Here is a 12945-nt window from a genome sequence, read left to right as displayed (position 1 = left end):
TCCTATTTTCTCTTAACTGTTTTTTTCTTAAAAATTCCTCCTAATGAATCTAAGATATCTAAAATAAAAGCAAACATAATACCCACTATACCAAAAGTAATAACTTCACTTCCAATTTTTAGCATTGCTAATCCTGTTGTATTTAATAAAAATATATATCCATTAATAAATAAAATCACTCCTACTATAAATATTGCTAAATTTATATAGTATTTCATTTTCTTATTTTTTATAAATGAATATACTAATATTGTTGCAATTATTGATACAATAACTAAAATAGGAATTATACTATTTGAACTTCCATATTTTGAAATTAATTTAAGTATTGATCTCATTAAAATCTCCTAAAATTTATAATTCTTTATCCATTGTTTTTCTTCATCATTTAATTCATAATCATCCTGATTTGTTAGAATATCAGCCTTACCATCTCTAACTACAAATGTATGTTCAAATTGGCATGATTTTTTACCATCTCTCGTTCTTGCAGTCCATCCATCACTATCAATTTTCATCATCCAAGTACCTACATTTATCATAGGCTCAACAGTAATTACCATATTTTCCATAAGCCTTCTTCCTCGTCCGGATTTACCATAGTGAGGAACCTGTGGATCTTCATGCATTTCTTTTCCAATACCATGCCCAACAAAATCTCTAACTACTGAAAATCCTTCAGATTCAACATATGTTTGAATCGCATTTCCAATATCACCAATTCTATTTCCAGCTACAGCTTGTTCTATGCCTAAATACATACTATTTTTAGTAACTTCCATAAGTTTTTTATCTTCTTCCGAAATCTTTCCAATTGCATATGACCAACAAGAATCAGATAAATACCCATTATAATCAACAACATTATCAATTGATAAAATATCCCCTTCTTTTAAAACATCTTCTTTTTTAGGAAATCCATGACAAATAACATCATTTAATGAAGTACATAATGCGTAAGGAAATCCCTCATATCCTTTCTGTTTTGGAATAGCATTTTTAAATTTCATAAATGCTTCAGCAAAATCATTAACTTGCAATGTAGTAAGTCCCGGTCTTAAAATTTCTCTTATTGCTAAATGAGTTTTACAAAGTATTTCTCCCGATTTTCTCATTCCCTCTATTTCTTCTTTTGTTTTAAGTGTAATCATATTAATCTCCAATTATTTTTATAAATATATCATTTTTTCTAATATTTTTAAAGTCTTCATCATTTTTTGCATATTCTGCAATATTATTATTAATCTCTACTGATTTTTTTAAGTCACTCATTGACTTTTCAAATTCATCTAGCTTTATATATGAACAAGCTCGATTATAATATAAATTAGCTAAATTATCAGCTGAATTATTTATCCCCTTAGTTAAAATATGTACTGACTCTTTGTACAATTTTTTTTCAATATATATTGCAGATAAATTTAAATAATTATTTCCATAATCACTATTTTTACTTATTGAAATCCTATAATTCTCAACTGATTTTAGAAAATTTTTTAATCTTCCAAAAACAACTCCCTTATTAAAATATGCTCTAAAATATTGTGGATTTATCTCTAATGATTTATTAAGTGCATCCAGTGCTAAATCGAATTTATCAATGTTTTCATAAATTGCACCCATATTATTATATGCTATATAATCATCCGGCACTAATTCTATAGTTTTTTGATAGTAATAAATTGCTAGTTCATATTTTTTTTCAACATCATATAAATTAGCTAGAAAAAATAAAGCTCTATCATATTCCGGATCTTGAATAATACATTGCTTATAAAAGTATTCCGCTTTGTTATAATCTCCCAATTTTTCATAACTCATCGCAATCCCATACAAAATTTGTGCATTTGAATCGTTTAACTGATAAGCATCATTAAATTTTTTTAAGGAGTTATCATAATCCTCAAGTTCGTCATAAATTATAGCTTGAGAATACAAAATATCAAGCAAATTATCTCCCTGAGCATAATTTGAAGCTCTTTCAAATAAAGCAATAGATTTTTCTAAATCTCCTTTATAATAATATTCTTCTGCGGTTTTTTTTAAATTAAAGCTTTTAATTTCCATAGTTACCTCTATTAGTATATTATATCAAAAAAGCATTTTTTTATTAAAGAATTTTTGATAAAATAATCTATAACTAATTATACAACATTATTACAGGAGGAATTTTGAAAAAAACAACTAAAATTTTATTATCATTTTTATTATTAGGACTTTTTGGGATTTTAATAGGATCATTTTATGACTTACAAATTAATAAATTACTTTATGCTAGAGGAAATCTTTATCCTGAAACACTCAAATTTTTAGGAGAATTTCCAATGATTATTATAATGACAACATCTTCTCTTATTTATCTAAACTATTCCAGATTTAAGGTAAACAAATTAGCTTATATTTTAATGTTATTATTTTTTATTTGTTTTCCAATTGTTTCAGCCTATGGAATTCCTAGATACTTCAACAATAAACAAATTTTATTAAGTATCTTTATTTACATATTTTATGTTTCATCATCTATTGTTTTATTTAAATTAATAAAAATTGAAGATAAAGAAAAATTGGTTAAATTTGCTATTTTTACTGCAATTTCAATTTTTACAATTTTCATTATATTTGATTTTATGAAAAATATTTGGGGGAGACATAGGTTCTTTGATATGTATCAAAAAGGTGACTTTTCTACATTTACAAATTGGTGGATTTTAAATGGTAAACCATCTTCTGATTTATTCAAATCATTTCCATCAGGTCATACAAGTGCGGCTGCTTCGAGCCTTATTTTAATTTATATACCTAAAGTTTTTGATGTCAACAGAAAATATAAAAAATTCTTTATTATTTTTCCTATTGCTTGGTCAATACTTGTAGGTGTATCAAGAATATTTGATGGTGCTCATTTCCTTACTGACATTTCAATGGGATATATAATAGCTTCATCCGTAATTTATATAATTTATAAAAAACTATTTGACAAATATTGTTGTCAAATAGTATAATGGTTTTGACAACAATATTTGTCATTATTTTCGGCCGAAATAATAAATGATTTTTAGAAAGGAATAAATATGCCATTGTTTAATAATTTAAAAGAATACCGTTCAAAAATCGGTGTTAATCAAACAGAAATGGGCAAATTATGTGGAGTATCCAGGCAAACAATAAGTTTAATAGAGCGTGGAGATTATTCTCCTTCAGTATCTTTAGCATTAAAAATCGCTAAAATATGTAATACCACCGTAGAAAAAATTTTTATTTATGAGGAGGAAAATAATGAAAATCAAAAATAAAATACTAAAATTTATATTAATTTTCTTAATATCACTTTTAATTGGATTTTTAATAGGTTTTTCAATCGGTTATATAATCTACGGCTTAAAAATTAAATCAGAAATATTTATAAAATTTTCAAATTTAATGAATAAAATACCTGAAACAATTAAATCTTATGGATTTTATATTATTAGCATACTATTATCAATAGAGTTATTTTTAGGTGAACTATTTATATACAAAATAAAAATTTTAGGTAATGAAATAATAAAAGGAATTGAAGACGATAATGAAGCAGATATAAAAGAACTAAAACTTAGTAGATATGGTGCTATCTCAATAAGTATCATTTCTATTGTTTCAGTACTTATAATATTAATTTATGCAGTGTCTTATACAAATATTAATATAAAAACTATTAATTTAAGTGTATGGTTTTTATTATCTATAATATTTGTTATTTCATCATTTTACGAAGCTATTTATTTGATGAGATTTGTTAATCTTGTAATAAAAGTTTATCCCGACAGATACGGAGATCCTTCATCATTAAAATTTACAGAGCAATGGGTTGAATCTTGTGATGAAGCAGAAAAAGCAATAATATATAGAGCTGCATTTAAATCATATACTTTTATACAAAAATTGATTGAATTTTTATTAATAACTTTATTAATAACACATATAATATTTAATACCGGTATATTGCCAATAATTATATGCGGAATAATTAGTATATGTGCAAATTTAACATATCAAATTGAAGCATACAAATTATCAAAAAAGGGTAAAATTCAGTAAAGTGTTTATATCAAACAAGCTTAAAAATATTTAAATAATTTAATAAAACACGTCAAAAATCCCTAGATTTCAATATCTAGGGATTTTTGACGAAAACTTATGCTCCTTACGGACAAAATTGTATGCTTGATTTGACTTTCTTATTTTAAAAAATTTCCCAGCATTCTATAAACTATTTCCTAATTCTATAAACTATTTCCGAATTTTACAAAACAATATAAAAATAACTTTCTTATTTTCTCAGATAATCCAAAATTTCAAAAGGATTATCTTTTGCTTTTACTTTTCTGAAAATTTCTTTTATTTTGCCTTCTTCATCTATAATAAATGTATCTCTAGATGTTCCAAACACCAACTTCCCAAACATAGATTTCTCATCTAATGTTCCATATAATTCGTGTACTTCTTTTTCAGGATCAGACAACAAATCAAAATTTAGTCCATATTTTTCAATAAATTTAGTATGAGATGAAATCTTGTCTTTACTTATTCCGATAAGTTTAACATTCATCTTTTCTAACTCCTCATTTATATCTCTAAAACCACAAGCTTGACTTGTACATCCCGGTGTATTATCTTTCGGATAAAAATATAGAACAACTATTTGACCTCTAAAATCAGATAAATTTACAATTTTTCCCTCTTGATTCTCAAGACTAAATTCCGGTGCCTTATCTCCAATTTTTAACATATATTCCTCCTTAAATTAAATTATAATGCTTCATAGCATTGTATATTCCATTATCATGAATATCATCTGTAATGAAATCAGCTATTTTCTTTACAGGTTCAGAAGCATTTCCTACAGCAATCCCTATATTTGCTCCTCTTATCATTTCATAATCATTTAAACTATCTCCAAATGCAAAGGTTTCATTAATACTTGCATTTAAATAATTCATTACTTTTTCTATACCTGTTAACTTACTTATTCCTTTACTAATTAACTCAGCATATATATCATACTTCAATAAATAAAAATCTTTATCAATAAATTGTTCTAATTCAAAATAGCTTTCCGGACCATTTCCATATAATGTCATTTTGCTGATAGGTGTTCTATTACTAAAATATTCATCTATTGTAAATAGTTCCGGTATCCTGTAATCATAAGCTGAATGTTCATATTTAGTTTTATCTTTTATTGCTTTTCTCTTCAAATTTCTCTCATCATAAATATATCTAGCATCTTTATGTGAATATGTTTTTTCAACTCCTTCAAGCATAAATGGTATATCCATTTTGTCCAATTGATAAATAATATTATCTATTAAATGCTCCGGCATAATTTTATTGAAAATTACTTCATTTCCAACTTTTACATATCCTCCAGCTGCTGCAATTACTCCGTCAAAATTAAATGTATAAATTAATTGTGGTATTTCGCTATATGATCTACCTGTACATATAAATATCTTATGGCCATTATCTTTAGCTAATTTTAACGCTTCAATCGTAGATTTAGATATTCCTTCTGTATGACTTAATAATGTACCATCTATGTCAAAAAATAAATATTTCATCATTAACTCCTTATATAAATTGCATTAAATCATCAAAAAATGTTTTTATTTTACTAATTATATTTGAAATAAAACTCTCTTTAGATTTATATCCTTTATTAATTAAATTAATCTTTTTAATTTGTTTACCATTTTCAAAAAGTTTTATTTCACCTATAACTTGTCCATTTTCTAATGGTGCATAAATACCTTCTTTTATTTTATATTCCGAATCAATAATTGTTCCCTTTTTAATTATTTCTTTAAAATTTTCCGAGGGATAAAGATTAATATACTTATCTACTGAATTCGGAACATAAATTTCCGTTATGAATTTATCTTTATTAATTTCATCATTTAAATAGAAATTATTCAATGTAAAATCAATTAATTCATTTGTAGTGATTGTCCTCATCTCTTCCGAATCAGCACCTATAACTAAAGTAAAAATTTTAGTATTTATTTTTTTCTCGTTCTTTGATAAGTCAAATATTCCTGCAAAACAATATCCTGCTTCCTCTGTATATCCCGTCTTCAAACCTATTAATCCAGGCTGTTTATCTCTTAGCGGCAATGTAGATTTTCTAGAATATTTTCTTTCAGCAACATCTAATACAGCTATTTTTCCATATTCTTCAATTTCAGGATATTTTTTATATAAATGTTTTGATAATTTGAATAAATCATCTGCTGACATTTTATTAAAAATTTTCTTTTTATCTTTTTCAATCGTCAATCCTGTAGGATTAATAAAACTTGAATTTTTTAATTTTAATTCTTTTGCTTTATCATTCATTAATTTTGCAAATTTCTCTTCACTCCCGGCAAGATGAATAGCTAAAGCTGCTGTAGCATCATTCCCCGAAACAATCATGGAAGCTTTTAATAAATTTTCAACTGATACCTTTTCACCTTTTACTAAATCAAAAGAAGAATACCCCGGCATATTATATTTTGCAGAATTTTCTGTAATTGTAACAATATCTGTCATTTTTATTTTTCCATCTTTAATTGCATCTTTTAATACAAGTAAAGACATTATTTTAGACATTGATGCAATAGGTAATGCTTTGTCTATGTTTTTTTTGTATAATATTTTATCACTATTTACATCAACTATAAGCATAGATTTTATTTGTTTTTCGTATGTAAAATTCGCTGCATATGAAAATGGAACAAATGTAATAATTAATACAAACGTTAATATTAAACTTAAAAACCTTTTTTTCATTGTTCTTCCTTATAAATTTCTCTTAAAATATTCATTATTTTAACATCTTCTCTTTTAGGATATGTATATTTTAATTTTTCAGATATATATAGACCAATAGTTCTATACAACTGAGCAGATTTAAAAATTATTGTCCATATATCATCTCTTGAACTTTCCAAAACAATATACTCAAATTCATTAAATTTTTGTTCTTCTAAATAATCTCTAAGTCCATTTCCATATTGATTAACTATCACATGATTATTATATTTTAAAGATATATAACAATTTAACATATAAATTAAATTATCCAATAAATCATTCTTTAATAAACTTACTTTTATATAATTTTTTTTCTTATAACATAACGCTATTTCAGAAAGATTAAATAAAAATTGTATAATTTCCTCAATAAATTCATCCTCTTTAGGCATTATCCAATTACTATTTGATTTTTGCTCAGATAAATCTTTAAAAACTCTATCTTTATCAAAAACTATCATATTTTTTTCATTACCTGATAAATATTCAAATATATTATTATTGTTCACAAAAGTTAATTCTATGATATTTTTTGTATTATTAATAAACTTATAAGATATAACTTCATATTCATTCACAAAATAGTTATTAAGCTTACTAATCACAATATCATTTTCATTTGTAAAAACCTTAATATATAAATCTATTTTTTCAAAATCAGTCACACCGAAAACATATTTATATACTACTTCACTTTTAGAAGATATATTAACTAAACTTCTTATTTCTTCAATTTCATGTAATTTTTTTGAAATTACTGATATATTATTTTCTTTCATCAAAGCATACTCCTTTATCATATTTTATAATAATAATATGTCATAATCAACTTTTATGTTGACATTATGTGTATATATAAATATAATGGGTATAAAATATACAGAAAGGAGGAGAATATGTTAAAAGAATTTAAGGAATTTATAAATAAAGGTAATGTTTTAGGATTAGGAGTTGCTGTAGTCATGGCTGGTGCTTTTGGAGCAGTAGTTAAAGCTTTAGTAGATAACTTAATCATGCCTTTAGTAGGTGCTTTAACAGCAGGTATTGATTTTTCAAAATTACAAATTACTATAGCAGGCGTTACATTTATGATTGGTAATTTTATTAATGCAGTTATTACATTCTTTATAGTATCATTTGTGATGTTTGTAATAGTTAAAGCTTATAACAAAACTCAAAAACCAAAAGAAGAAGCTCCAGCAGCTCCTTCAAAAGAAGAAGTTTTATTAACTGAAATTAGAGATTTATTAAAAAATAAATAATTAAAATAGTTTTATCATAATAAAATAAAATTCCCATATAGCCACCTCCGCAGCTCCTTACGGAGCGAGGACTCGTGGCATCAATGGGAATTTTATTTTATACCAACCGCATTTTTCGCTAGTCTATCAGCTATGTCATTATATTTGTTATTTGAATGAGCTTTTACTTTTATAAATTCAATATCTATTAAAGAAGATTTTTCATCTATAAATTTTTTATAATCCTTTGTAAGTTGAATATTTGTTTTCCATTCTCCTATAGCCCATGCTTTTATACCCATATAATCGAAATGAATATATATCTTAGATTTTTTTAGTTCTATAGCTTTGCCTATAGCAGCCATTGAACCAAATACTTCGCCTGCTACATTACGTTGATTTTTTAATTCATCATCATAAATTACTTTATTAAAAGTAATTTCTTGATGGTTATCAAGCAAAATTACTCCATATCCAAATTCTCCGGTACTTATATTATAAGACCCGTCTACATAAGCTATTATCTCATTATCTTTAATTGAATCTTTTGAGATTTCTACTTTTTCAATATTTCCAACAAAATTTTGAGCTGCCTCTTTTGTTAAAAAACTTTTATAAATTGCACCCTTAAATCCTATAACTTGTTTTGAACATTCGTCCCAAGTAGAAAAAATACCCGTTTTTCTACCAACTCTAACTGCGTAATATTTCTTACTCATAATGCTTTTTATTTGGTTCTCTTAAACTATGGGCAATCCTTGAAGCTGCAGCTGCTGCTATAGCAGCAATTATATCATCTAAAAACGTATTTACAGCTCCAGCTTTTGCTTCGTCAACTTTTTTGATTATTCCGATTTTTTCTTTATCCAAATATCCAAAATTCGTTAATCCAATTGACCCATATAAATTTACAATTGATAAAGGAAGGATTTCATCTATTCCATATAAACCTTCATCTGACTTAATAACACTCAAAATAGGCTCTTCAATTAAATCTTTTTCTGCTAATTTATCTAATTGTATTCCTGTTAAAACCGCATTTACTACTTCTCTTTTTTCTAATACTTTATTAATTGAATATTTACAAAATTCAATAGACAAATCCTTTATATATGGACTTTGAAGTTTCATAACTATTTCTGCTATGTCATCAATAGTTACTCCTCTTTCTAAAAGTTCTTCCTTAGTTTTTTGAGTTAATTGTTCAATTGAATGCTTATATTGTGATTCTAAATTACTTTTTTTTCCCATAAATATTCTCTTTCTATATTAATATCCTGGTTTTTCTAACATCTTAAACATATTTGCTTTATATTTTTCTACTCCCGGTTGGTTAAATGGGTTGATTTCTAAAACGTATCCAGATACACCTATTGCATATTCAAAGAAGTAAATCATTTTTCCTAAATTGTATTCATCAATCTTTTCTAAGTGTAATACAATATTTGGTACATTACCATCAACATGAGCATCAACTGTAGCTTTTGTTGCAACTTTATTTACTTCATCAACCGTCTTCCCTACTAAATAATTTAGTCCATCCAAATTATCTTCATCTGATTTAATGCTAATATCATATTTTGGCGTATCTACAGAAATTACTGTTTCAAAAATATTTCTTTTACCTTCTTGAATAATTTGTCCTAATGAATGTAAATCAGTTGTAAATATTACACTTGCAGGGAATAATGCTTTTCCATCTTTTCCTTCTGATTCACCTTCTAATTGTTTCCACCATTCATTGAAGAATTTTAATTTTGGTTCATATGCTACTAAAATTTCAATATCTTTTCCTTCTCTATATAACACATTTCTCATGGCAACATATTTCAACGCATCATTTTCTTCAAATTCTTTATCTAAAACTTCTTTTCTATAATCAGCTGCCCCTTGCATTAGAGCATCAATGTCAATTCCTGCAACCGCAATTGGCAATAATCCTACAGCTGTTAAAACTGAGAATCTTCCTCCAACATTATCCGGCACAACAAAAGTTTCGTATCCCTTTTGTGTTGCTAATGTTTTTAATGCCCCCTTTTCCTTATCTGTTGTAGCAAAAATTCTACTTTTTGCTTCTTCTTCAGAATATTTTTCTTCCAATAATTCCTTAAAAATTCTAAATGCTATTGCCGGTTCTGTTGTTGTTCCGGATTTTGAGATTACATTAATTGAAAAATCCTTGTCCCTTAAATATTCCTTTAATTCTACGATTTCTGTAGAAGATAAATGATTACCAACAAATATTACTTCTGGTTTATTTTTTGCATAACTATTTGTTAATGCTGAAAGTACAGCTTGTGCACCTAGATATGATCCCCCAATCCCTATTGCTACTAATACATCAGAATTTTTTCTAATTCTTTTAGCAGCATTTTTTATTCTCTCAAATTCTTCTTTATCATAGTTAATTGGTAAATCTAACCATCCTAAGAAATCACTTCCCTCACCTTCACCTTCAACCAAAATTTGTTGAGCTCTTAATACTTCTTCTTTTATATCTTCAATTTTATTTTCTAAAACAGCTTTACTTAAATCAATTTTCATTTTATACTCCTTAAATTAACTCTAAATATAATATCGCAATATCATCAACTTGTTTATTGTATCTGAAAATTTCAACTTCATTTATAAGTTTTTTTACAAATTGTTTTTCATTGCGATTTTTTCTTATCCATTTTACTAATCTATCTTCCCCAAAAAATTCTCCAAAATAATTTGTAGTTTCCGTCAAACCATCTGTATATATTAATATTTTATCACCTTTGTTTAAATATAATTCTTTTTCATTAAATTTAACATTTTCAAATAAATTAGATATAAAATATCCACAATTTTGTAAAAATCCTAATCTTGAAGAATTAAATAAAATAGGTGCACAATTGTGTCCTGCATTAACATATTTTAATAATTTTTTATCAGTATCCATAACCATATATACAATTGTAAAATACTGACTAATATCCAAATTGAGCTGACTAAACATACTTTTCAATTCTTGTATAGTTTCTGAAGGACTTAAATTTTCATCTTCTTGAACTATGCTTCTCATTGACTGTCTTATAAACATAGTCATTATTGATGCAGAAATACCATGCCCAACAACGTCAGCAATGTATATACCAAACTTATTTTTAGTTATCTCTATAACATCAAATACATCTCCTGACAAATTATCAGAAGGAACGTGTGCAAATTGAAAAGAAATATTTTTATACTTTTTTTTCTTCGGAAGAATACTTTTTTGAATCTTCTTCGCCATTTGGATATCTTCATTAATTTTTCTATTGGCAATATATAATTGTTTTGTTGTATTTCTTTCAGAAGTTATATCTCTAAAAACTTCGATATATCCTTCTAAATCTCCAATATCATTATATATAGGGGATGCATTTATTGAATATAATTTACCATCAATATTTACTTCTCTTTTTAATAAATCTTTTCCTTGTTTTCTTTTTTCATATAATTCTAAAAAAAGTTGAGGCGATATTAATCTTCTTTTATTTTTAATAATAAGATTTTCTATTAAATCTCTCATTGATTTATTTTCAAAAAGAATTTCTCCATTATGGTCTCTAATTCTTACAAGATCTTCCATAGCATCCAAGAACCTGAAGTTTGCTCCTTGAACATATCTTGTAAAATTTTCTATTTTGGGCTCAAATTTCATTTTAGCCTCCCAATAAATCTAAAATACTAGGTCCATAGAATTGATAATAATTAACCTCTATCCGACCATTATATAACTTTCTTTTTTTATCTGATTTCATATTTATTTTGCGTTCAAAATCTCCATCAGATGTAATAAAATAAAATGATAGTGTAGTGTATTTTTTTGTGATTTTAGATATTGCATTATATATCTTTTCTAAATCCTCTTTTTCTCCAATTCTCTCCCCATATGGAGGATTAGAAATTACTGTGGCAAAATTATTTTGTAATCCCACATCTTTAACATCTTTTACTACAAATTTTATATATTCTTCCACACCTGCATTTACTGCGTTTTCTTTTGCTATTTCTATAGCCTTTTTATCTATATCAAAACCTATAATTTTAACATCTTTATCATTTATTGAATTATACGCATTAATTTTTTCTTCTTTATAAATATTTTTATCAAAAAACTTCCAATTAATAAAATCAAAACTTCTTGATATTCCCGGAGCTATATTTTTTGCAATCAATGCTGCTTCTATAGGAATAGTGCCTGAACCACAAAACAAATCAATAAAATCACTTTTTTTATTCCAATTTGAAATTTGTATCAAAGCTGCAGCTAATGTTTCTTTCATAGGAGCTTCATTTTGCTTAGTTCTATATCCTCTTTTATGCAATCCTACTCCTGAAGTATCTAATCTAACTGTAGCAATATCATTCAAAATTGAAATACTTATTTTATACTCTTCATCTGTTTCATCAAACCATGATTTATCATATTTTTTTGACAATCTATTAATAATCGCCTTTTTAGTGATTGCCTGATTATCAGAAATAGAATACAATTTTGATTTTAAAGATTTTCCTGAAACAAGTATTTTACCATTTTCTGAAAGATAATTTTCCCAATCAAAGTTATTTACATTTTCATATATATCCTCAAATGTTAATGCTTTAAATTCTAAAAGTTTAATATAAACTCTCTCTGCTGATCTAAGCCATAAATTAGCTTTTACAATATCTCTTTGACTTCCAACAAATTCAATTTTACTATTTGAAACTTTTAAATCCTTGAATCCTAAAGCTTCACACTCTTTTTTAACTACTGATTCCAATCCAAATACAGTAGAGATGTAAATATTATAATTATCTATCATGAAAACCTCCTTTTTGATTATACCAAGAAATCATAAAATTGTTAATAAAAATA

16 protein-coding genes are annotated in these 12945 nt (G+C 25.7%); 4 read left to right on the top strand and 12 right to left on the bottom strand.

The annotated features are described in order from the left end of the window. Positions 1-2: 2 nt before the first annotated feature. Genes EQF90_RS01040 through EQF90_RS01030 form a run of 3 tightly spaced genes read right to left on the bottom strand, consistent with a single transcriptional unit; the run spans position 3 to position 2067 of the window. Positions 3-338, bottom strand: a complete 336-nt coding sequence (locus EQF90_RS01040) for a hypothetical protein (RefSeq protein ID WP_134711408.1) — start codon at positions 336-338, stop codon at positions 3-5. Positions 339-347: 9 nt separating this feature from the next. Next, a complete protein-coding gene (gene map, locus EQF90_RS01035) occupies positions 348-1151 on the bottom strand; it encodes a type I methionyl aminopeptidase (RefSeq protein ID WP_134711407.1) in 804 nt (267 codons plus the stop codon). Position 1152: 1 nt separating this feature from the next. Further along, complete coding sequence (locus EQF90_RS01030; RefSeq protein ID WP_134711406.1) at positions 1153-2067, bottom strand: tetratricopeptide repeat protein; 915 nt, start codon at positions 2065-2067, stop codon at positions 1153-1155. Positions 2068-2171: 104 nt separating this feature from the next. On the opposite strand from EQF90_RS01030, the gene EQF90_RS01025 reads away from it, so the two are divergent. The 3 genes from EQF90_RS01025 to EQF90_RS01015 all read left to right on the top strand — a co-directional run bounded on the left by EQF90_RS01025 (position 2172) and on the right by EQF90_RS01015 (position 4077). Beyond that, positions 2172-3002 (top strand): phosphatase PAP2 family protein, encoded by an 831-nt coding sequence (locus EQF90_RS01025; RefSeq protein ID WP_134711405.1) that lies wholly within the window; start codon positions 2172-2174, stop codon positions 3000-3002. Positions 3003-3071: 69 nt separating this feature from the next. Further along, the gene (locus EQF90_RS01020; RefSeq protein ID WP_134711404.1) at positions 3072-3293 is read left to right on the top strand and encodes a helix-turn-helix transcriptional regulator; all 222 of its coding nucleotides are present in this window, start codon (positions 3072-3074) and stop codon (positions 3291-3293) included. Then, the gene (locus tag EQF90_RS01015) at positions 3277-4077 is read left to right on the top strand and encodes a DUF3169 family protein (RefSeq protein ID WP_167554124.1); all 801 of its coding nucleotides are present in this window, start codon (positions 3277-3279) and stop codon (positions 4075-4077) included. Before EQF90_RS01020 ends, EQF90_RS01015 begins: the two co-directional genes overlap by 17 nt. A 232-nt stretch (positions 4078-4309) precedes the next feature. Here EQF90_RS01015 and bcp read toward each other — a convergent pair whose 3' ends face one another. The 4 genes from bcp to EQF90_RS00995 are packed head-to-tail and all read right to left on the bottom strand — an operon-like array spanning position 4310 to position 7613. Beyond that, on the bottom strand, positions 4310-4768 hold the full coding sequence (bcp, locus tag EQF90_RS01010) for a thioredoxin-dependent thiol peroxidase (protein ID WP_134711402.1): 459 nt from the start codon (positions 4766-4768) through the stop codon (positions 4310-4312). A 10-nt stretch (positions 4769-4778) separates the two neighbouring features. Next, positions 4779-5600 carry a Cof-type HAD-IIB family hydrolase gene (locus EQF90_RS01005; protein WP_167604055.1) on the bottom strand — a complete coding sequence of 274 codons (822 nt, stop codon included), beginning with the start codon at positions 5598-5600 and terminating at the stop codon, positions 4779-4781. A gap of 10 nt (positions 5601-5610) precedes the next feature. Continuing rightward, on the bottom strand, positions 5611-6810 hold the full coding sequence (locus EQF90_RS01000; RefSeq protein WP_134711400.1) for a D-alanyl-D-alanine carboxypeptidase family protein: 1200 nt from the start codon (positions 6808-6810) through the stop codon (positions 5611-5613). Beyond that, a complete protein-coding gene (locus EQF90_RS00995) occupies positions 6807-7613 on the bottom strand; it encodes an aminoglycoside 6-adenylyltransferase (protein ID WP_167604053.1) in 807 nt (268 codons plus the stop codon). The genes EQF90_RS01000 and EQF90_RS00995 overlap by 4 nt, the downstream gene beginning before the upstream one ends. Before the next feature lie 117 nt (positions 7614-7730). Between EQF90_RS00995 and mscL the strand changes: the two genes are divergently transcribed. Next, on the top strand, positions 7731-8096 hold the full coding sequence (gene mscL, locus EQF90_RS00990) for a large conductance mechanosensitive channel protein MscL (protein WP_134711398.1): 366 nt from the start codon (positions 7731-7733) through the stop codon (positions 8094-8096). A gap of 92 nt (positions 8097-8188) precedes the next feature. Here the strand turns inward: mscL and EQF90_RS00985 are convergent, their stop codons facing one another. From EQF90_RS00985 to EQF90_RS00965, 5 genes are read right to left on the bottom strand one after another with little or no spacing between them, the layout of a single operon-like run. Then, a complete protein-coding gene (locus tag EQF90_RS00985; protein ID WP_134711397.1) occupies positions 8189-8794 on the bottom strand; it encodes a ribonuclease H1 domain-containing protein in 606 nt (201 codons plus the stop codon). Continuing rightward, the gene (locus EQF90_RS00980) at positions 8787-9326 is read right to left on the bottom strand and encodes a phosphatidylglycerophosphatase A family protein (RefSeq protein WP_134711396.1); all 540 of its coding nucleotides are present in this window, start codon (positions 9324-9326) and stop codon (positions 8787-8789) included. The genes EQF90_RS00985 and EQF90_RS00980 overlap by 8 nt, the downstream gene beginning before the upstream one ends. Positions 9327-9344: 18 nt before the next feature. Continuing rightward, positions 9345-10619, bottom strand: coding sequence for a glucose-6-phosphate isomerase (locus EQF90_RS00975; protein WP_134711395.1), 1275 nt, complete (start codon positions 10617-10619; stop codon positions 9345-9347). A gap of 10 nt (positions 10620-10629) precedes the next feature. Next, positions 10630-11745 (bottom strand): PP2C family protein-serine/threonine phosphatase, encoded by a 1116-nt coding sequence (locus tag EQF90_RS00970; RefSeq protein ID WP_134711394.1) that lies wholly within the window; start codon positions 11743-11745, stop codon positions 10630-10632. A gap of 1 nt (position 11746) precedes the next feature. After that, positions 11747-12892, bottom strand: a complete 1146-nt coding sequence (locus tag EQF90_RS00965; protein WP_134711393.1) for a THUMP domain-containing class I SAM-dependent RNA methyltransferase — start codon at positions 12890-12892, stop codon at positions 11747-11749. Positions 12893-12945 lie beyond the last annotated feature (53 nt).

Source organism: Helcococcus ovis (assembly GCF_004524775.2).
GTDB lineage: Bacteria > Bacillota > Clostridia > Tissierellales > Peptoniphilaceae > Helcococcus > Helcococcus ovis.
The sequence above is the reverse complement of the archived record's forward strand: the minus strand, read 5'-3'. Positions and strand labels throughout refer to the sequence as shown.